Origin of the sequence: Acinetobacter lwoffii (genome assembly GCF_029024105.1) — a bacterium.
Taxonomy (GTDB): Bacteria; Pseudomonadota; Gammaproteobacteria; order Pseudomonadales; family Moraxellaceae; genus Acinetobacter; species Acinetobacter lwoffii.
Genome location: NZ_CP118963.1, coordinates 2,233,634 through 2,255,126 on the forward strand (window position 1 = coordinate 2,233,634; position 21,493 = coordinate 2,255,126).

The 21,493-nt window shown below is 42.5% G+C and carries 14 protein-coding genes; 3 read left to right on the forward strand and 11 right to left on the reverse strand.

Features of this window, described 5'->3' with window-relative positions:
• Positions 1-104: 104 nt before the first annotated feature.
• The 3 genes from PYW33_RS10975 (at position 105) to pgaB (PYW33_RS10985) (ending at position 4,014) form a co-directional block, all read left to right on the forward strand.
• Entirely contained in the window at positions 105-740 is a 636-nt protein-coding gene (locus PYW33_RS10975) for a YqiJ family protein (RefSeq protein ID WP_004646299.1), read from the forward strand.
• Between the two features lie 37 nt (positions 741-777).
• Positions 778-2,496 (forward strand): flotillin family protein, encoded by a 1,719-nt coding sequence (locus tag PYW33_RS10980; protein WP_004646298.1) that lies wholly within the window; start codon positions 778-780, stop codon positions 2,494-2,496.
• A 489-nt stretch (positions 2,497-2,985) separates the two neighbouring features.
• Positions 2,986-4,014, forward strand: a complete 1,029-nt coding sequence (pgaB, locus tag PYW33_RS10985; protein ID WP_252509240.1) for a poly-beta-1,6-N-acetyl-D-glucosamine N-deacetylase PgaB — start codon at positions 2,986-2,988, stop codon at positions 4,012-4,014.
• Here pgaB (PYW33_RS10985) and pgaD read toward each other — a convergent pair.
• The 11 genes from pgaD to PYW33_RS11040 all read right to left on the reverse strand — a co-directional run bounded on the left by pgaD (position 3,920) and on the right by PYW33_RS11040 (position 21,488).
• Complete coding sequence (gene pgaD / locus PYW33_RS10990; RefSeq protein WP_004646296.1) at positions 3,920-4,480, reverse strand: poly-beta-1,6-N-acetyl-D-glucosamine biosynthesis protein PgaD; 561 nt, start codon at positions 4,478-4,480, stop codon at positions 3,920-3,922. The two genes, pgaB (PYW33_RS10985) and pgaD, sit on opposite strands and share 95 nt — an antisense overlap.
• Positions 4,467-5,744, reverse strand: a complete 1,278-nt coding sequence (gene pgaC / locus PYW33_RS10995; protein WP_004646295.1) for a poly-beta-1,6-N-acetyl-D-glucosamine synthase — start codon at positions 5,742-5,744, stop codon at positions 4,467-4,469. Before pgaC ends, pgaD begins: the two co-directional genes overlap by 14 nt.
• On the reverse strand, positions 5,744-7,564 hold the full coding sequence (gene pgaB, locus PYW33_RS11000; RefSeq protein ID WP_004646293.1) for a poly-beta-1,6-N-acetyl-D-glucosamine N-deacetylase PgaB: 1,821 nt from the start codon (positions 7,562-7,564) through the stop codon (positions 5,744-5,746). The genes pgaC and pgaB (PYW33_RS11000) overlap by 1 nt, the downstream gene beginning before the upstream one ends.
• On the reverse strand, positions 7,564-10,017 hold the full coding sequence (gene pgaA / locus PYW33_RS11005; protein WP_004646292.1) for a poly-beta-1,6 N-acetyl-D-glucosamine export porin PgaA: 2,454 nt from the start codon (positions 10,015-10,017) through the stop codon (positions 7,564-7,566). The genes pgaB (PYW33_RS11000) and pgaA overlap by 1 nt, the downstream gene beginning before the upstream one ends.
• A gap of 199 nt (positions 10,018-10,216) precedes the next feature.
• A complete protein-coding gene (sucD, locus tag PYW33_RS11010) occupies positions 10,217-11,107 on the reverse strand; it encodes a succinate--CoA ligase subunit alpha (protein ID WP_004646291.1) in 891 nt (296 codons plus the stop codon).
• 12 nt (positions 11,108-11,119) lie between these two features.
• A complete protein-coding gene (sucC, locus tag PYW33_RS11015; protein ID WP_004646290.1) occupies positions 11,120-12,286 on the reverse strand; it encodes an ADP-forming succinate--CoA ligase subunit beta in 1,167 nt (388 codons plus the stop codon).
• 170 nt (positions 12,287-12,456) lie between these two features.
• Positions 12,457-13,887, reverse strand: a complete 1,431-nt coding sequence (gene lpdA / locus PYW33_RS11020) for a dihydrolipoyl dehydrogenase (protein WP_004279436.1) — start codon at positions 13,885-13,887, stop codon at positions 12,457-12,459.
• A 100-nt stretch (positions 13,888-13,987) separates the two neighbouring features.
• A complete protein-coding gene (gene odhB, locus PYW33_RS11025; RefSeq protein ID WP_004279435.1) occupies positions 13,988-15,202 on the reverse strand; it encodes a 2-oxoglutarate dehydrogenase complex dihydrolipoyllysine-residue succinyltransferase in 1,215 nt (404 codons plus the stop codon).
• 18 nt (positions 15,203-15,220) lie between these two features.
• A complete protein-coding gene (locus PYW33_RS11030) occupies positions 15,221-18,043 on the reverse strand; it encodes a 2-oxoglutarate dehydrogenase E1 component (RefSeq protein WP_004279434.1) in 2,823 nt (940 codons plus the stop codon).
• Positions 18,044-18,864: 821 nt separating this feature from the next.
• Positions 18,865-19,575 (reverse strand): succinate dehydrogenase iron-sulfur subunit, encoded by a 711-nt coding sequence (locus PYW33_RS11035; RefSeq protein WP_004279433.1) that lies wholly within the window; start codon positions 19,573-19,575, stop codon positions 18,865-18,867.
• Positions 19,576-19,589: 14 nt separating this feature from the next.
• Positions 19,590-21,488: an FAD-binding protein gene (locus PYW33_RS11040; RefSeq protein ID WP_004646289.1), complete on the reverse strand. Its 1,899-nt coding sequence runs from the start codon at positions 21,486-21,488 to the stop codon at positions 19,590-19,592.
• Between the last annotated feature and the right edge of the window lie 5 nt (positions 21,489-21,493).

The following is a 21,493-nucleotide window of genomic DNA, read 5'->3' on the forward strand; positions in this document are numbered from 1 at the left end:
TTTTTGTTATTTTTTTGCATACAAAATCAGCAATTACTGTTATCGTTATATCAATAAAAACTTTCAGACACTTTTCCTAAAAACATAATTATAGAGATAAAGAAATGTGGGAACTGTTTACGCATCCATCAAATATCGTATTTAGTATTAGCCTGAGCCTAATGCTGATGTTTGCTGCACTAGAATGTATTCTATTGCTGCTTGGCGGCGGCTCTCAGCATATCTTCGAACAGTTTTTACCTGAAGATTCCCTGCAACCGGAAATAAGCCCGGATCAGTCTCCCGGTGTTTTCAGCAAAGTATTTGACTGGTTATATCTGGGGCGTCTGCCTTTATTTATCTGGCTAATCATTTTCCTGACCAGTTATGGCTTGAGCGGTTTATTGATTCAGGGAATATTTGAGCGCCTGACCAGTCAGCTGTTTAACGTCTGGCTGATTTCTCCAGCCTGCCTGTTTCTGTGTATGCCTGTGGTGCGCTTTCTTGCCATGGCCGCCAGTAAACTCCTGCCCCAAGATGAAACCTCTGCGATTCATAGCGATGAACTCATCGGGCGTACCGCGACCATTATTCTGGGAGATGCCAAAGTGAATTCTCCCGCACAAGCCAAAGTCCGGGATCAACATGGCCAGACCCATTATGTACTGGTCGAACCAGAAAACAATCAAATTTTAAATCAAGGTCAGAATGTAGTTCTAACCCACAAAACCAAGAACGGCTTTCAAGCCATTGCACTTTAATTTTATTTAGCTAGCACTCAATTGAGACTTTACAACAATGTTAACATTTGATTTATATAATATTTTAATTATTGCGGGAATTATTTTTGTGGCACTGGTGACCTTCGGTCTCATCATTGCACGCTTATACCGTCGTTCAAGCAAGGAAATTTCCTTTGTGCGTACCGGTTGGGGTGGAGAAAAAGTGATTTTAGGTGGAGGCGCAATCGTGCTTCCGGTGTTACATGAAATTATTCCGGTAAATATGAACACCCTACGTCTTGAAGTCCGCCGTGCTGATGATCAGGCACTGATTACCCGTGACCGTATGCGGGTCGATGTCATGGCCGAATTCTATGTACGGGTCAAGCCTACCGCAGATTCAATTGCCACCGCAGCACAAACCCTTGGTCAAAAAACCATGTCACCGAATGAACTGAAAAATCTGGTGGAAGGTAAATTTGTTGATTCACTGCGCGCAGTGGCGGCAGAAATGGCCATGGAAGAACTGCATGAAAAACGCGTCGATTTCGTGCAAAAAGTTCAGCAAGTCGTTTCAGAAGATTTACATAAAAATGGTCTGGAGCTTGAAACGGTTTCCTTGACTGGACTGGATCAGACCGGATTTAAATACTTCAATCCGCAAAATGCGTTTGATGCTGAAGGTCTGACCAAGCTCACTGAAACCATTGAAGACCGTCGTCGTAAGCGCAACCATATTGAACAGGATACCGATCTGGCGATTAAAACCAAAAATCTGGAAGCTGAACAGGCGCGCCTGCAAATTATTCGTGAAGAAGAATATGCCAAACTGCAACAAGAACGTGAAATTGCCATTCGCCGTGCTGAACAGCTGGCTGAAATTGCCGCTCAGGAAGCCGGCAAAAAACGTGAAGCAGAAGAAGCACAAATTGCCGCTGAACGAGAAGTCGAACTCAAGCGTATTTTGGCCGCTCGTGATGTCGAAAATGAAAATATTCAAAAGGCTCAGCTGATTCAAAAAGCACAGGTCGAGCAAAAGAAAACCATTGAACTGGCTGAACAGGACCGCGCCATTGCTATTGCGGAAAAATCACGTGCTGAATCTGAAGCTAAAGCCCAAGCTGATCAGGCACGTGCACAAGCGGTAAAAGCGGAAGAAGAAGTCATTACCGTACGTCAAATCCAGCAGGCAGAGCGTCAAAAGGCAGTTGAGCTGGTCGCAGCCAAAGAACACGCTGAAAAAGATGCGATTGCAATTACAGTTGCTGCTGAAGCTGGCAAACAGGCGGCAGCAGATGATGCAGAAGCTGTGCGGATTGCGGCTGAAGCCGAAGCAGAAAAAGTCCGCCTTAAAGCCAAGGGTGAAGCGGATGCAAAAATCCTACTGGCTCAGGCAATGGAAAAACAGTATCAGGTGGATGCTGAAGGTACGCGTGCGGTCAATGAAGCCAATAACGTCCTGTCACCTGAACAGGTCGAAATGCAGATTCGTCTGACCATGCTGAAATACTTGCCTGAAATTATCCGGGAAAGTGTCAAGCCAATGGAAAATATTGATGATATCAAGATTCTCCAAGTGAATGGCCTACATGGCGGTCATACCGGTGCCTGTCAGGCAGATGCCCATCATGAGAATGGTAATGTTGCTCTATCAGATCAGGTAGTGAATAGCGCCCTACGTTATCGTAGCCAAGCACCGCTTATTGACAGTCTGATGAGTGAGCTTGGTATTCAAGGTGGTGATATCAACGGCATGACTCAGAGCCTTAAAGCCAAAACTGGTACATCTGCCTAATATTACTTACTCAAAAAAGCGGTCATTGGCCGCCTTTTTAATACCTATTCGGGGATAATTTTCAATATACGCTTATATATCTTATCTATTTCTTTATTAAGATTTGAAGCCGATGATGTTTGACATCATATACTGCTTCACTTCATCCATTTGGATATTGACTGTTCGTCAGAAATTATGAGATTCATCGATTGCTAGACTTGGTCTTCTATAAAAAAATTCTTATAGTAACTTAATAGTCTCAAGTAGCATTCTAAAATGGCTTACTACTATTCAGTTTCCACCTATAAAAAAAAATTCCTACTCACCCTCTTGGCATGCCTAGGTATTCCAATGAGTGCCTGTGCAAATAATCATGAAGATTCCAATGCAATTCACTCTCCCTCTCATCCTATTAATGTCATTATAGAGCCGTATTTGAATCAACCCACAAATATAAAAAAATTGTTTAAGACTAAAAACGCTAAGCAGCTTAAACAGATGCGGATTATGCATATTGACCTAGATTATATTTTTGATTCAGACCAACAACAGCAACAATCCAATATCCAAGCCTTGATCCAGCGTATTCAACAAATTCAGCCCAATACTATTTTTTTACAGGCTTTTGCTGATCCGGATGCCAATGGTTCTGCTAATCTGGTTTATTTTGAAAATCGGCATATTCCAATGCGGGCCAATTTATTTCCTGAACTACTAAAACAGATCCGGCAACATACACAGGTCAAACAGATCTATGCGTGGCTGCCTTTAATAGCTTGGGAGCTACCAAAATCCTATCAGCTACAATATGTTAAACATAGTCAGGACAAAACACATGGTTATATCCGGCTATCCCCCTTTGACCCGACGAATTTAAAATATATTGCAGAAATTTTTCAGGACTTTATTCAGAAGAATGCTGTAGACGGTGTACTATATCACGACGATATTACCTTAAATGATTTTGAAGATGCTTCAGTAGTAGCACGGCAAGTCTATCAACAATGGGGATATGACTTGAAGTTACTGGAAGAGCCACAGCATCCACAGCAATCTGCTTTTGCAGCAGCCAAAACAGCTTATCTTGATCAATTGGCTGCAGGAATCACTCGTCTGTTACAACATTATCGTCCTCAATTACTAACAGCACGAAATACTTACGCGCCTATCGTCTTACAGCCAGAAAGTGAAAAATGGTTTAGCCAGTCCGTGAGCAGCACTTTAAGATATTATAATTACAATGCCATTATGGCCATGCCTTATATGGAACAGGCAGGCGACCATCACCAATTTTATTTAGACTTAATTCAGCAATCCAAAAAGTACGATCCAGATTTGGATCGTACCATTTTTGAATTACAGGCCACAGACTGGCGTAGCAATCAGAAGATCGCTACCTCAGAACTAGTACAAACCATCCACTTTTTGCAACAACACGGGGTTAAGCATATCGGGTATTATCCCGATGACTTTGCGCAAGCACATCCTGCGGCAGTGGAGATAAAGTCGGTATTTCAAGTGGATCATTCACGCTAAATTCCACCAGTTTCCCCTGTATAGAATAATATAGAGTAATATTTTTGGCAGAACTTAAGGTATGAATAGCAACTGGGCTAATTTCAAAAGAAGCGGCTAATTCATCAAATTTAACTTCTTTAGGCGCAGTACGGCGTTCGTTCCCCTTGAAACGGATCCAGTTATAACTTGCCCAGATAAACAAACTGACAATAAAGCAAGCCACTAGAATAGCAATATCTCCTAGGGTCGTATTGCCATGAGTAACCGGATCAACTGCTAATTGATGGATTGCTGTCCTACCTTCAAACCACCATAGACCTAGGGTAAGGAGTGGCATAAATAGCCACATCCAGCATATCCACCCTAAACCTATTAAACTATAGCCCACTGTTTTATGGCGAACATATTCTGGTTTATCAATATATTCCGGCAATTCCAGTTGAGATAGATCTGTTATTATTCTTTCATTTTTAACGTTGTTCATAGTCTTCTTCCTCAGGTCGAAATCCACGGTCAGGACTTACCCATCGTGCACGTTGTTGTTTTTTAAATATAGTTTTAGGAAGTGCAACTACTGTGGTCAACATGGTAATCATCCAAAAGAATAAGGGATACCAGATCACCCAGAAGTAATTTCTTAGCATACGGTCTTTGTCATAGTACCTATCAATATAAAGGCTCACAAAAAACTGGATTAGACAAGTGATACCTAAAACCACACCATACCATTGCGGCAATAAAGTCTGAATCGCCCACTCCCCGGGAAGCGGCATAAACACTCCATACACATACAATACAATGATCCCAAACATGAAATAAGCCCATATCACGCTAATAATTGATTCAATAGCAATCGGCCACATTCGACGTAAGCGCCATTTAAATATTTTAGGAATATAGGCAAATAACACTTCAATTCCACCTTGTGCCCAACGTAAACGCTGCTTCCAGAGCCCTTTAAAAGTTTCAGGCATATATATATAGCACAAAGCTTTGGGTACATATTGCAAGTCCCAATGATCGAACTGCAGCCGCCAAGACACGTCAATATCTTCAGTGATCATATCATCACGCCAGTAACCGATCCGGTTCAACGCAGTCTTACGAAAGCCGACAATCGCACCGGAAACCGTAAAAATACGTCCGTAGGTTCGTTGTGCCCGCTTGATCAAACCAATAATTGAAGAAAACTCTCCAACCTGAATTTTACCCAGTATACTGGAACGGTTAATGATTCGGGGATTACCAGTCACTGCACCAACACGTGGAAACTTGATCAGATGATGCATCATCCATAATACCGAATGAGGATGCAACAAAGCATCTCCATCAATACAAATCAGATATTCAAACTGACTAACCATCGTACCTGATCTTAATGCATAGGCCTTGCCTTGGTTTTCTGCCAGATGTACTACTCTCAGCTGAGGATATTGGGTTTCGAGTTCATCCAGAATGTTACCTGTACCATCCGTACTGCCATCATTGACTGCAATTACCTCAAAATTTGGATATTGGCTTTGCATGGCAAAGCGAATGGTATCTCGCACCTGCTCTGCTTCATTAAAACAAGGAATAATAATGCTACAGCCCTGTTTTGAAGGTTCAGGAATAATGGGTTGTTTGATCTCATGTTTCAGATAAAACCAGATTCCACCTGCAATCCATAACCATGCCATAAAGAGTGGATAGAAAAAAGCAAAGCCAAAGTAAAGGTCACTCAGCTGTAATTGATTAATCCATTCCATTACCTTTTCTCCTGTGTGATTTGCACAAACGGGTCACGGTAAGTCAATGGACTATCATTCAGACTCAGTGTTTTATAGAGTTGTTGATGTACCGCTTTTGCATTACTAAATTGATAATTATTTATTGCAAGTTTTTGGATAGAATGCGCTTTAAGCTGAGCATACGCTTGTTGATAAATATTCCAGGATTTTATTGAAGTATCCACTGGCAGGCTTACAATCAAGTGTTCCCGCTCCTCGACAGATAAGCTCTGAATTGCAGTCAACAGTGCTTTGAAGCTATGTGGATCCTTTACAGGATCAACTGTTAAATAAAGAAAATCCGCATGGTCTGGAATCCTGCCAATTAATGATTTTAATCCGAGTAACTTGCTGTCGCCCACATTAATTTTTAACGCGGTCTGATAGTTATGACTGATATTGGCATAATAACTGGCTTTATTCTTGGTACGGTTTTTGATATTAAGAATAGTCTGTAGATTAGTCTTACATATTTCACTCCAGATCGCCTGATCAATTGCACAGCGCAGTGTTTGCCCAGTTTCAATCATAAGGCCTTCGATTGAACTGTTATTCTTGACCAAATCCCCAGTCAGCTCGGCCAAATCATATTTTTGTTCAGTTTCCAGAGTCAAAGGTAATTCTGCATAGACTTTATGTGCACTACGGGTACGTGCCTGCCAGACTGTACGATTTAGCAAATCCTGCTGCATTTTTAACTGACGATTTGGAAAATAGCTGACATCAATCTTACCATCGCCATCTAAATCAGCGACAGTACGTAGTACCAATACATTACTTTTAAAGGCGTTGATTTGATCAAGGAGCTGTCCCAATTTTTGATCTGATTCGCTATAGCTTGGTGTCACAAGCTCATTTAAGTCCAATCGTAAAAAGGTTTTTTTCATTCTGTTAGGTGATCGTGCGTAGGTTAAGAAATCAATTTTCTCTTCACGCAAAATTTCAGGGGTTGGATTCAGCATCACCAAGGCACGTTGATAAGTCTTTACAGAATCAGCCAATGAAGAAATTGATCCCAAACTGAAAGACATAGGTAAACCGGCTGTTCTCGCCAAAGCCTCCGCTTCTGGAGTAACTGCCCCATAAGGCCAGAAAATTGCCCGAGTATTAATGTTCAATTCCTGATCCAGAATCTGTTTTGATTTTTTTAAATCAGCAATGACGCGTGCAGCATAAGCCTTATCCGACTCATAATTTCTGGTGGCAGGGCTATATATACGAGTAATTGCCGCTGGCTGCATATTCATTTGTGGATTTGCCAAAACACCGTGATGCATATTATCTGAATGGGAAACAAACTCGACCAAGCCACTCGCTTGCATTTCCCGCATCTGGTTCCAATTCATTAGGTTACCAGCTCCATAAGCCTCATACGCATCTTTGGTGTTTCCATTAATCCAACTGGTTGGAATAGCAAATACGGCAGGCACATTAAATTGCTTTAATAACGGAAATACTCGACTATAACTACTTAATGCACCGTCATCAAAGCTCAATAAAACAGCTTTTTCAGGTAGAGAGTACTGTTTCTGACGAGCTTGCCACACATCCTCTAGCCGGATTGCTGTCCAACCTTCCTTTTTCATCCAAGCTAAATATTGCCCTAAATTTTTAGTACTGATGGCATATACATCGCGGTCACCGCTTTTGGCAATATCATCACGCACATCATGAAAAGTTAAAGTAACAAATTGATTTTCTTTTAATTCAATTGCAGTACCTTCTGCATGAGTGCAAATTGGCAAGTACATCATCGTATTAAGACATACTGCAACTAAGGTTTTGATTAATATTTTCATTAGAATCGCCCCTCAAAACCAAAGACGGCATATAGTTTTTCTTCATCATTTCCGTCATATGGATGTACACTGTAGCCAATTCCATAATCCATTTTCCAAGTCCTTGATAACTGCCACTCATGCTGATAGCTCAAGTTATAAATCGGCTCAGTTGAATAGTTTTTCTGATTATATGCCCCAATCGTAGCACTCAACTTTTGATTAAAATTACGCTCATAATGACGCCAGGTCAGCCAGTTATGCTCAATATTTAACTCAAAACTGTTGCTATGTTCAGGATTAAAATAGGACACATCCAGCACATCATTTTTTCCATAATAGCCACTTAGAGTCGCTACCGTCTGATGCTTCGGTCCTTGAAAAATCTGCTGTTTAAAATATGCACTTAATTCCTGACGTAAATTACCATCATTGATATCGGTATAGACATAACTGAGTCCCGCCTTTCGCGATTCGTGTGCTTGCCAATTCAAATTTACTAAATAAGATTTTCCGTCAAACTCATCTTGAGCCTGCAAAGGAATCGCTGCCTGACTGTTATAATCCAGCATATAGTTCCAATGATCATTCAACCAATGCGACCAACCCAATTGTGCACCAAGACGATCACCATCCGTTGTTTGTGAAACTAAAAGCGTGGCATGTTTACGTCTGGATAGCCATTCCGCTCCTACGCCTATACGCTGATCATCCAACTTACCAAAATCATATTTAGCCCAACGGTAACGGTGATCAACGAAACCACGGAAATTATCAGCAAACCAGGGACTGTTCAGTCGGGTCCAGCTTTCTACTTCACGTGACCCTTGTAAGCGCCCCAAGATATCAGGATTATCTGCTTCACTCTTTGAAAAGCTGCTAGAGTGCTGAATAGTAGCCCGATCACGGTCTCCTAAAAATTTTGAACTTTCAATTACCCCAGTATCATCTGGCTCATGCTCTGCCAGAAAAGTATATGTTTTACGCCATTCCTGAATATCGGATAAGGCTTGGGCATTTTGCATATGATTAATACGGGTAAACTGAGTAACCGGCTCGACGCCATTCCACTGTGTAAGCGTGTGTTCAGACTGCTGAGGTTTTTCACGCCAACGTTGTACTTGTGCAAGATTATTATAATAAACCGCATGATTCGGTGCATGATCGACTAAATTTTCAAAATAGTGTTCTGCTTTATCTAACTCATTGCGATAAGCATAATTTAGACCTTTCAGATTATAAAATTCATAGCGGTTACTATGGGTCGTACGGTCTACACCTTTGGCATTACTATATTGATAGGTGGGCAAAACCTGATCCATCAAGTTAATAATGTCATTTGCTTCACGAAATTTCTCCTGTTCGATCAAGCTGTAATACAAACCTTCATAAACCTCATAATCGGCATAATTTTTTTCAGACAATAAGGATGTATAAAGTGATTCTGCCTGCTTAGGTTGACGCTCTCTTAAATAAGCAGCAGCCAATGCCTGACGCACATAAGGTGGCATCGCCTTTACAGGCTGCTCAGCTTTAGGAATTTGTAGAAGTGCTTCTGAAGATAAATTTCTGAAACTTAATGCATAAATATAGTTATAGTAAAATCGGCGTCGAATATCGATATCATCCGGCAGTTGAGTTTCATAAGCTCTCATCTCCTGCAAGATTTCGTCCAGTTTCAGATTGGCCTGATATCCTCGATCCTGCTGATGAGCCACCTGATAATACTGAATTGCTTGTTGCGTATATTGAGAAAACTCATTCAGCTTAAGGACATGCTTTAATTGAGGCTGATTAATATCTAACCGTTGATTTTTAATATATTGATCAGCAGTAAAATAATCACTATTGGCTAGCAGAGCCAATACATATTGTGAGTGTGATTCGTTATTAGCATTGGCCTGAACAGCACGCTTTGCAATTGCTAAAGATTCAACCGGCATCTCCAGTAATCGGTAAGCATATGCCGTGAGACTCAAATAATCTGCCGAAAGTCCATCAATAGAGACTAGAGAAAGTGCATGTTTGGCACGATCCTTTTGTTGAGACTCTGCATAAATTACCCCTGACCAGACATTCCAATAGGATGCCGGTCTTTGTTTGGCAAACTGCTGAATATAAGACTGAGCCAACCCAAATTCTTTTTGGTCTCGCAAAGCCTTAATCAAATTAATCTGGGCATATTCAGGAAATTCTGCCGGTTTAATCTGTTGCAGATATTTTAGATCTGTTTTGCTAAAACGTGCATTGTTATAACTCAATACAATATAGTCAGCCAAAAGTTTCTGGTCGGATGGATTTTCCTTAAGCATATTTTTTAGTTTTTCTAAACCATCTTCTATTTTCCCCTGATAAATTAGACTAGTAGCTTGCTCACGTTTATGACTTATATCTTGGGCCAAGAGAGTATTAAACGGTTGTGAAATAAGAATCGTAAAACAACTTAGAGGAATGATCATTGTTCTATTGATCATGTTATTTTTCTCAAATTAGTATAATTATTAACCCTATAATAAGATAAATGTGATTTAATTCACAATATCTATTACAAAAATCTTTTTAATTTTTTAAATAGGATCATCAAGAATGGTTTATTTCTATTTTATTTTTAAGCTACTTTAAAAATAAAATGCCCACAATATTGAGGGCATTTTATTAACTTTAAATTTACAATTATACTAAACCTTTATCTTTTAACACTTGTAGCATGGTTGAACCGAGTTCGGCAGGACTACGTGTATACGCCATACCCGCACGCTCAAAGGCAGCAAACTTTTCTTCTGCTGTGCCCTTACCACCTGAAATAATCGCACCTGCGTGACCCATACGCTTGCCCTTAGGTGCAGTCACACCCGCAATATAACCAACAACTGGCTTGGTCACATTCGATTGAATATATTCCGCAGCTTCTTCTTCCGCAGTACCGCCAATCTCACCAATCATAATGATAGCTTCAGTTTGTGGATCTTCCTGGAACAGTTTCAAGCAGTCAATCTGGTTCATGCCCGGAATCGGGTCACCACCAATCCCGATACAGGTCGACTGACCTAAACCGAGTTTTGTAGTTTGCGCCACAGCCTCATAAGTCAATGTGCCTGAACGCGAGATAATCCCGATTTTACCCGGCTGATGAATATGTCCCGGCATGATCCCGATCTTACATTCACCTGGCGTAATAATACCCGGACAGTTTGGTCCGATGAGACGTGTGCCATTACCATTGGTTTCCAGATAACGCTTGGCTTTAAGCATGTCGATGGTCGGTACACCTTCAGTGATCACCACAATTAACTCAATGCCAGAATCAACCGCTTCAACAATAGAATCCAGTACAAAGGGGGCCGGAACATAAATCACCGAAGCATCTGCACCTGTTTCTTTCACCGCTTCACGCATGGTATTAAATACAGGCAATTCTAGATGGGTTTGACCACCTTTACCTGGGGTTACACCACCCACAACTTTGGTACCATAGGCCAAAGCCTGTTCAGAATGGAATGTACCGTTTTTACCTGTAAAGCCCTGTACCAATACTTTAGTGTCTTTATTAACTAATACGCTCATGTTAGATACTCCTTAAGCTTTTACAGCAGCAACGATTTTTTCTGCAGCGTCAGCAAGACCGTCTGCAGAAATCAATTTCAAACCTGATTCATCCAGTAATTTCGCGCCCAGTTCCGCATTGTTGCCTTCAAGGCGAACAACCACTGGAACAGTCACATTTACTTCCTGAACCGCTGCAATAATTGCTTCAGCAATCATGTCACAACGTACAATTCCACCAAAAATATTGATTAATACGCCCTGTACAGAGCTATCTGCAAGGATAATTTTAAAGGCTTCAATCACGCGCTCTTTGGTTGCACCACCACCAACATCCAGGAAGTTGGCTGGTTGACCGCCATACAGCTTAATAATATCCATGGTTGCCATGGCAAGACCGGCACCATTGACCATACAACCAATGTTACCCTCTAAAGCCACATAGTTCAGATCAAACTCAGAGGCTTTTAACTCACGTTCATTTTCTTGAGACTTATCACGCAAAGCAGCCACTTCAGGCAAACGGTACAGCGCATTTGAATCAATTCCGATTTTGGCATCGACACACAGAATGTCGCCGTTTTCACGCACAGACAGCGGATTGATTTCGAAAAGTGCAAAATCATTCTCTATAAATGCCTGATAAGCAGCCGTCATGACTTTAACAAACTGATTAATTTGTCCATCTTTGAGTTTAAGTGCAAAAGCAACTTCACGCGCCTGAAATGGCATTAGACCAACTAAAGGATTAACTTCAACTTTAATAATTTTTTCAGGGGTTTCTTCGGCCACTTTCTCAATTTCAACACCGCCTTCAGTCGATGCCATAAAAGTGATGCGGCGAGTCGAGCGATCTACAACAGCGCCCAAGTACAGCTCGCGCTCAACCGGATAAACATCTTCCGAAACTAAAATGCTATTGACTGGCTGACCATTGGCATCCGTTTGATAAGTCACCAAGCGTGAACCAATAATCTGGTTGGCATATTCAGCAGCCTCGGCAGCCGATTTCACCACTTTTACCCCACCAGCCTTACCCCGGCCACCCGCATGCACCTGTGCTTTCAATACTGCGAACTTTCCACCCAGCTGCTCGAAAGCATGCACCGTTTCATCGGCATTGGTGGCAAGTATCCCTTCCTGCACAGGCATACCATATTTTTTTAATAGCGCTTTTGCTTGATACTCATGTAAATTCATTGAATAACCTTTTATTACTTCTTTGCCTTGTTATAACCCACTAGCACCCAGACGTCCGTCAAAGCAGCACCAGCATTTCTTAAAATCGTTATCTTTATTTTTAGATGATTGTTCCAATAAAAACAACCATGAAATGTAAAAAGAGCGACCTAAGTCGCTCTTTTTTCGAATTACTTACGCTTACGTTGGATCGCGTGAATCGCACGCCCATCAACTGCAAGTGCAGCTTCATGTACCACTTCAGAGAATGTCGGGTGACCGAAAGTCATCAACTGAAGATCTTCAACTGAAGATACAAACTCAAGCGCGATCATACCTTGGTGAACGATATCAGACGCAGCAGGTCCAATCACGTGCATACCGAGTAAACGATCCGTTTTTGCATCAGCAACAAACTTCACGAAACCGGCACCTTCACCCGCAGCTAAAGCACGACCGTTCACAGCAAAACCGAATTGACCCGTTTTAACTTCGTGACCTTTTTCAGTCGCTTGCTGTTCTGTTAAACCTACCCACGCCGCTTCCGGATGTGTGTAAATTACAGAAATAATGGTGTCATAGTTCACTTGTGCAGCATGGCCGTGAATACGCTCAACCGCCATTACGCCTTCTTCCATTGCTTTATGCGCAAGCATTGGACCACGTACCAAGTCACCAATTGCGTATACGCCTTCAACTGAAGTTGCACACCAATCGTTGACTTCAACCAAACCGCGTTCAGTCAATTTAATGCCTGAATCATCAGCCAATAAACCTTCAGCATATGCGCGACGACCGACACAAACGATCAATTTATCGAAAGTTTCAGTTTTGTCTTCACCAGCTTGGTTATATTTAACCGTTACTTCACGACCATTGATTTCAGTACCTGCAACTTTTGCACCGATACGGATATCCATACCTTGCTTAGTCAACAGTTTTTGGAAGTCTTTTGCCAATGCTTTATCAGCCATTGGTAAGAATGCATCCATTGCTTCAAATACAACAACTTCAGCACCAAGACGACGCCATACAGAACCAAGCTCAAGACCGATCACGCCCGCACCAATTACACCTAAACGCTTAGGTACTTCTGGGAATTCAAGCGCGCCAGTAGAATCAACAATTAAGTCTTGATCTACAGGAGCCACTGGAATATTTACTGGTACAGAACCCGTCGCAAGAATCACATATTTAGGCTCTAAAACTTGAGTTTCACCTTCGTGAGAAACAAATTCTACTTTTTTACCTGCAAGCAGTTTACCCGTACCTTTTAACCACTCGATGCCATTACCTTTAAGTAACTGATCGATACCGCCAGTCAATTGATCTACAACTTTGTCTTTACGAGCCAGCATTTTAGAAAGATCGAATTTAACTTCACCAGTCGTAATACCATGGTCATCTAGATGTTGAACTGTATCTTCATAACGATGTGAAGAATCAAGTAAAGCTTTAGACGGGATACAACCGACGTTTAAGCAAGTACCACCTAAAGATGGTTTACCTTTATGAATACGTTTTTCGATACACGCAACTTTAAAACCAAGTTGAGCTGCACGAATTGCTGCTTCGTAGCCGCCCGGGCCACCACCAATTACGACTAAATCGAATTGAGACATGTTTATCTCCAACTAATCCCCCTTATTAATCCCCCTTTTCCAAAGGGGGATCTTCCCCTCTTTTTAAAGAGGGGGTTAGGGGAGATTTTTAATGAATAAATTACAGATCAAGGATCAGACGCGCTGGCTCTTCTAACAATTCTTTGATTGTTACAAGGAAACCGACTGCTTCTTTACCATCGATTAAACGGTGGTCATAAGACAGTGCAAGGTACATCATTGGCAAGATTTCTACTTGACCATTCACCGCCATCGGACGTTCCTGGATTTTGTGCATACCCAGAATCGCAGTTTGTGGCGTATTTAGAATTGGTGTAGAAAGCAATGAACCGAAAGTACCACCATTAGTAATGGTGAATGTACCGCCAGTCATATCTTCGATACCCAGTTTACCGTCACGTGCCTTGCCAGCATATGCACGGATGCCATTTTCAACTTCAGCATAGTTCATGCGGTCTGTATCACGAAGTACAGGAACCACTAGACCACGCTCAGATGAAACCGCAACACCGATGTCGTAATAACCGTGATACACGATATCATCGCCATCAATTGAAGCATTTACCGCTGGATAGCGTTTAAGTGCTTCAGTTGCTGCTTTAACGAAAAATGACATGAAGCCAAGACGCGCACCATGACGCTTCTCAAATGCATCTTTGTATTGAGCACGCATTTCCATGATTGGTTTCATGTTCACTTCGTTGAACGTGGTCAACATTGCAGTTTCTTGAGTCGCTGCAAGTAAACGTTCAGCAACACGCTTACGAAGGCGAGTCATAGGAACACGTTTTTCGATACGCTCGCCCACTGCAACGCTTAATGGTTGCGCTGCAGGTGCTGCCGGTTTCGCCTGATGATTTGCCACATCTTCTTTCGTGATGCGACCGCCACGGCCTGTACCTGCAACGTCAGCAGCTGCAACACCAGATTCAGTCAATGCTTTACGCACTGCTGGAGCCTGATCCTGTACTTGTTGACGTTCAACGATCGGTGCATTACCCGCTTCAGTTTGCGCAGCAGCTTGTTCAACTTTCTCTTCAGACTGAACTGCTTGAGTTTGCGTAGCGCCAGAAACAGCACCTTCTTCAAACTGTGCAATGACTTCAGCTGAAAGAACAGTATCGCCTTCACCTTTAATAATAGATGCAAGTGTACCGTCTGCAGGAGCAACAACTTCTAAAACAACTTTATCAGTCTCAATATCGCAGATCACTTCATCACGTGACACTGCTTCACCTGGTTGTTTGTGCCAAGTTGCGATCGTACCGTCCGCAACTGACTCTGGGAATACCGGTGCTTTAATTTCGGTTGCCATTACTTAGAATCTCCTGGATTATTCAGCGTCGATCGCAAGCGCGTCGTTGATGAGCTGAGCTTGTTGTTTTGCATGCAAATATGGTGAACCACATGCCGGTGCAGCAGAAGCTTCACGGCCTGCATAGCTAATACGTACTTGTTTACCCGCTTTCATCACGTCGTCATATAGACGCGGTGCGATGAACAACCAAGCGCCTTGGTTCTTCGGTTCTTCTTGCGCCCAAACAAGTTCTTTAACGTTTGGATATTGCGCAAGCACTTCTGCCAGGCGTTTTTCTGGGTATGGATATAATTGTTCAATACGTACAATTGCAGTGTTGTTCAATTCTTTTTCACGACGTTTTTCAACTAGGTCGTAATACACCTTACCACCACACAGAACCAGACGGGTTACATCTGACTTGTTGATGTTGTCTACTTCATCAATCACGGTTTGGAATGTACCGTTTGCAAGCTCTTCAAGGCTAGATACAGCAAGCTTGTGACGAAGTAAAGATTTCGGCGAAGTAACAATCAATGGCTTACGGATTGGACGAATCGCTTGACGACGTAATGCGTGGAAAATCTGCGCAGGCGTAGTCGGTGTGATGACTTGCATGTTGTCTTCAGCACATAGCTGCAAGAAACGTTCCAAACGTGCAGATGAATGTTCTGGACCTTGACCTTCAAAACCGTGTGGAAGAAGCATAGTTAAGCCACATACACGCTCCCATTTGGTTTCACCAGATGAGATGAACTGGTCAATGACAACCTGTGCACAGTTTGCGAAGTCACCGAATTGTGCTTCCCAGATGATCAAACTCTTAGGAAGAGTCGTCGCATAACCATATTCAAATGCCAATACAGCCATTTCTGACAACAAAGAGTCATAGATTGCAGTACGCGGCTGGTTTTCTTTCAGGTTACACAGTGGAAGATAAGTTGAACCATCTACCTGATTATGCAGTTTTGCATGACGGTGTGAGAAAGTACCACGACCTACGTCTTCACCCGTTAAACGAAGCAAGTAACCATCATCTAGTACAGTTGCATACGCCAGAGTTTCAGCAGCACCCCAGTTCAGAGGCATTTCACCCGTTTGCATTTTCAGACGGTCATCAATTACTTTTGCAACTTGACGCTGCATCACGAAGCCTTCAGGAAGCTCACGCATTTTCTTGCCAAGCTCTTTTAGACGTTCGATTGGGAAAGTTGTATCCCACTCGTCTGTGTACTCATGACCTAAGTAAGGAGTCCAATCCACAAACATTTTTTTGTTTGGTTCAAGTACCAGTGCATTGGCAACGTGATTACCCGCTTCCAGGTCTGCACGGTAGTTTTCAACCATTTGATCTGCACTTGCGCGATCAAGAACACCCTGTTGTACCAATTGATCCGCATAAAGCGTACGCGTAGTCGCTTTCTTGTTAATCACTTGATACATCATTGGTTGAGTTGCAGCTGGCTCATCCGCTTCGTTATGACCACGACGACGGTAGCAGAACATGTCAATCACAACGTCTTTACGGAAGGTATGACGGAAGTCATGTGCCAATTGTGAAATGAACACCACAGCTTCAGGATCATCACCATTCACATGGAAGATCGGTGCCTGAATCATTTTTGCGATGTCAGTACAGTATTCTGTAGAACGTGCGTCACGTGGATCAGACGTCGTGAAACCAACCTGGTTGTTAATTACAATGTGCACTGTACCACCCACGGTATAACCGCGAGTTTGTGACATCTGGAAAGTTTCCTGGTTAACGCCCTGACCTGCAAATGCAGCATCACCGTGTACGATTAATGGCAATACGTCATCGCCGCCAATGTCTTTACGACGTACTTGACGTGCACGTACTGAACCTTCAACCACAGGGCCAACGATTTCAAGGTGTGACGGGTTAAACGCCAATGCCAAGTGAACTTCGCCACCTGGAGTCATCACGTTTGAAGAGAAGCCTTGGTGATACTTAACGTCACCAGAACCTTTCTTGTGAATAGACTTACCTTCGAACTCACCAAACAGGTCAGCCGGGTTCTTACCCATGATGTTAACAAGAAGGTTTAAACGGCCGCGGTGAGGCATACCGATCACAACTTCTTTACAGCCTACAGAACCTGCACGCTGAATAATTTCGTTGACCATCGGGATGAATGCTTCACCACCTTCAACGCCGAAACGTTTGGCACCAACGAATTTATTACCAAGATATTTTTCTAGGCCTTCAGCCGCAGTTAAACGCTCAAGGACATGTTTCTTTTGATCAGCATTGAAGCCATATTGACCGCGTGCACTTTCTAGACGTTGTTGAATCCAACGTTTTTCTTTGGTGTCCACGATGTGCATGTATTCAGCACCGATTGAACCACAGTAAGTGGCTTCCATTGACTGAACCATTTCAGCCAAAGTCGCTTCTTCTTTACCGATCGCCAGGTTACCAGTATTGAATACTGTGTCTAAGTCAGACTGAGTCAAACCATGCGCAGCAAGATCTAGATCAGGCACAACTTCACGCTTCGCCAAACCTAATGGATCCAGTTTTGCTTTCTGGTGGCCACGGTTACGGTAAGCAGCAATCAGCTGTAGCACGCCAATTTGACGACGTTCATGCTCTGAGCTGACTGTCGACTGAACAATAGGCTGAATACGGCTTGAATTGCGACCTAAAAGTAGGAATTGCTCACGTACATTACTGTGTGGTTGATCACCTTTTGGGAATTTATCGAAGTACGCTCTCCAGTCAGCACCCACTGAGTCTGGAGCAGTCAGATACTGCTCATAAAGTTCTTCAATATACGCTGCACTATCAGCGGAAAGTTCAGTGTCAAGACGCAGAGCGTCAGCAACTTCTTGCATTTGTGGACCCATTTCCTATTGCAAAAACATTTTCAGGATGCTTTTTAAGCAAAACCCAGGATTATTAGCATCAAATTGGTAATATGATACTAGTCCCCCATAAGGCATAAGCCATGAGGCGTTATCACCACACCAAGAAAATCTTGATATGTTTAATGAACAATAACGCCCCTCAGCGGCATCATCACTCATTGAATACCCGATCGAAACCGGGCAATTTTTTGCAAATCGACTTAGAAAAAAGCAAGCATTAACAAAGATTTTTTCTAAAGCGACTCGGGTCTACCTTTATATACCAGTCCCTGATTATGCAGTGTTTAAAAAATGTACCTGGCGTGGCATTTTTTAAACATAGTCATGAGCTAAATGCTAACATAATCTCAACTTTTCAATTGATTTTTTTGACACATACCTTCCATAAATTGGCTAAATACAGTTCAGATATTTTACTCTAATATATGGTGCTTTATCTCAAAAATAGATTCAATGTAGACTTAAGTCCTAAGCATTTCCGATAAATAAAAAGAGAGCAAACCTTTCAATCCACTCCCTCCTTAAATTTCCGTTATATAATAACATCGTTCTTGCTATTTTTCAGGTCAGTTTTACATCTAAAAATCATAAATACCCAAAATAATCACATGTTCTTCTTATATGGCGCTCAAAGCCATTACCCTTTTCCTGACTGTTTCACTCAACTTTATACATTTTAAGTATAGTATCTTTATTTTTATCCTATGATTTTTTAATTTTTCCAATAGTTTGCATAAAAAAAGCACACCTGAAGGTGTGCTTTTTTCTAAACTGCGAAGAGCAGCCTATTAGCCTGCCATATCTAAAAGCATATTACGGATGTGACCGATTGCTTTAGTTGGGTTCAAGCCTTTAGGACATACAGATACACAGTTCATAATGCCTTTACAACGGAACAATGAGAACGGGTCGTCTAGACGAGCCAAACGCTCTTGTGTTCCCGTATCACGCGAGTCAATAATGAAGCGGTAAGCGTTCAACAATGCTGAAGGACCCAAGAACTTGTCCGGGTTCCACCAGAATGACGGGCATGAAGTTGAACAGCATGCACATAGAATACATTCATATAGACCATCAAGATGCTCACGCTCTTCAGGAGACTGTAAACGTTCCTTAGGAGGCGCAGGCTGGTTGTTGATCAAGAATGGATGGATCTTGTTGTACTGATCATAGAACTGGTTCATGTCAACCACCAAGTCTTTCACTACAGGAAGACCAGGCAATGGACGAACAGTAATTTCATTTGGTAAATCGTTCAGGTTCCAAAGACACGCCAAACCGTTTTTACCATTGATGTTCACGCCATCAGAACCACAAATACCTTCACGACATGAACGACGGAACGTTAAAGTCTCGTCCTGTACTTTCAATGCAAGAAGTGCGTCAAGCAACATACGGTGCTTATCAGTCAGTTCAAGTTTGAAAGTTTGCATGTACGGTGCTTTATCCTTGTCAGGATCGTAGCGGTAGATATGAAATGTACGAGTACCTCTACTCATCTGAATTCTCCTGATTAGAATGTACGTGGTTTAGGTGGAATCGCGTCAACCGACAATGGACGGTAACGAACTGGCTTGTACTCTAGACGGTTATCCGCAGAGAACCATAAAGTGTGCTTCATCCACTCATCATCACGACGACCATATGGGTATTCAGCATGGTCTGGAGACTCTTCAAAGTCTACAACCGTATGTGCACCACGGCATTCTTTACGAGCAGCAGCTGAAATAAGCGTTGCTTTCGCAACTTCATACAAGTTTTCAACTTCAAGTGCTTCAATACGTGCAGTGTTGAATACTTTAGATTTGTCTTTCAAGTGAATATTGCGTACGCGCGGTTCAATTGCAAGAATCTGCTTCACACCTTCGTCTAGAAGCGCAGATGTACGGAATACACCAGCGTGGTCTTGAACGATGTCACGGATTGCATCAGCAACGTCTTGAGCATTCTCACCTGTAGTCGATTCGTCAAGTTTACGAATACGTTCAACAGTTTCTTGAAGCACAGTTGTTGGAAGTGGCTCATATTCGCCATCGTGCTGTTTAGTCACATATTCAATGATATGTTGACCAGCAGCCTTACCAAATACAACCAAGTCAAGCAATGAGTTCGTACCTAGACGGTTCGCACCGTGTACAGATACACATGAACACTCACCGATTGCATAGAAGCCTTTTACTGGCTTAGCAAAGTCACGACCTTCGGCATTTGTAGAGTAAACGTCGGTGTCTTTATTGTAGTTAGCAACAAGCGCTTCAGTTTCACGAGACTCAGGAACAACCACTTGACCATGAATATTCGTTGGAATACCACCCATTTGGTAATGAATTGTTGGTACTACAGGAATTGGCTCTTTAGTGATGTCAACGTTCGCGAATTTCTTACCAATCTCAAATACAGATGGAAGACGTTTCATGATCGTGTCAGCACCCAAGTGCGTCATATCAAGCAGGATGTAATCGCCTTTAGGACCACAACCACGACCTTCTTTGATCTCTTGGTCCATAGAACGTGATACGAAGTCACGTGGCGCCAAGTCTTTCAAAGTTGGTGCATAACGTTCCATGAACGGTTCGCCGTCTTTGTTACGAAGGATTGCACCTTCACCACGACAACCTTCAGTCAACAATACGCCTGCGCCCGCAACACCCGTTGGGTGGAATTGCCAGAATTCCATATCTTGTAATGGAATACCTGCACGAGCAGCCATACCAAGACCGTCACCAGTGTTGATATAAGCATTTGTAGATGCACGGTACACACGACCAGCACCACCAGTAGCGAACAAAGTCGCTTTTGCTTGGAATACTGCAATTTTACCAGTTTCCTGATCAATTGCTGTAACACCAAGAACGTCGCCTTTTTCGTTACGGATCAGGTCAAGCGCAATCCATTCAACGAAGAATTGAGTGCCCATTTTCACGTTGCTTTGATAAAGCGTGTGAAGAAGTGCGTGACCGGTACGATCGGCAGCAGCGCATGCACGTGGCACAGCTTTCTCACCGTAGTTTGCCGAGTGACCACCGAATGGACGCTGGTAAATTGTACCATCAGCGTTACGGTCGAATGGCATACCTAGGTGTTCAAGCTCATAAACCACTTGAGGCGCTTCACGAGTCATGAACTCGATCGCGTCTTGGTCACCCAACCAGTCCGAACCTTTAACGGTGTCATAGAAATGGTAGTGCCAGTTATCTTCTTGCATGTTACCAAGAGATGCACCAATACCACCCTGCGCTGCAACAGTGTGCGAACGGGTTGGGAATACTTTAGTCAGAACCGCAACTTTCAAACCAGCTTGAGCAAGTTGGTAAGACGCACGCATACCTGAACCACCACCACCAACGATGACAGCATCGAAAGTTTCGTGTGGAATATTTGTGTAATCTTCTTTAGGGTTTATAGCGCCCATGATTG

Coding starts and splice junctions, on each gene's coding strand:
- sucD (WP_004646291.1), bottom strand. CDS start 11,107: ATGAGCGTATTAGTTAATAAAGACACTAAAGTATTGGTACAGGGCTTT.
- PYW33_RS10980 (WP_004646298.1), top strand. CDS start 778: ATGTTAACATTTGATTTATATAATATTTTAATTATTGCGGGAATTATT.
- pgaB (WP_252509240.1), top strand. CDS start 2,986: ATGCATATTGACCTAGATTATATTTTTGATTCAGACCAACAACAGCAA.
- lpdA (WP_004279436.1), bottom strand. CDS start 13,887: ATGTCTCAATTCGATTTAGTCGTAATTGGTGGTGGCCCGGGCGGCTAC.
- odhB (WP_004279435.1), bottom strand. CDS start 15,202: ATGGCAACCGAAATTAAAGCACCGGTATTCCCAGAGTCAGTTGCGGAC.
- pgaA (WP_004646292.1), bottom strand. CDS start 10,017: ATGATCAATAGAACAATGATCATTCCTCTAAGTTGTTTTACGATTCTT.
- PYW33_RS11030 (WP_004279434.1), bottom strand. CDS start 18,043: ATGCAAGAAGTTGCTGACGCTCTGCGTCTTGACACTGAACTTTCCGCT.
- pgaD (WP_004646296.1), bottom strand. CDS start 4,480: ATGAACAACGTTAAAAATGAAAGAATAATAACAGATCTATCTCAACTG.
- sucC (WP_004646290.1), bottom strand. CDS start 12,286: ATGAATTTACATGAGTATCAAGCAAAAGCGCTATTAAAAAAATATGGT.
- pgaC (WP_004646295.1), bottom strand. CDS start 5,744: ATGGAATGGATTAATCAATTACAGCTGAGTGACCTTTACTTTGGCTTT.
- pgaB (WP_004646293.1), bottom strand. CDS start 7,564: ATGAAAATATTAATCAAAACCTTAGTTGCAGTATGTCTTAATACGATG.
- PYW33_RS11040 (WP_004646289.1), bottom strand. CDS start 21,488: ATGGGCGCTATAAACCCTAAAGAAGATTACACAAATATTCCACACGAA.
- PYW33_RS11035 (WP_004279433.1), bottom strand. CDS start 19,575: ATGAGTAGAGGTACTCGTACATTTCATATCTACCGCTACGATCCTGAC.
- PYW33_RS10975 (WP_004646299.1), top strand. CDS start 105: ATGTGGGAACTGTTTACGCATCCATCAAATATCGTATTTAGTATTAGC.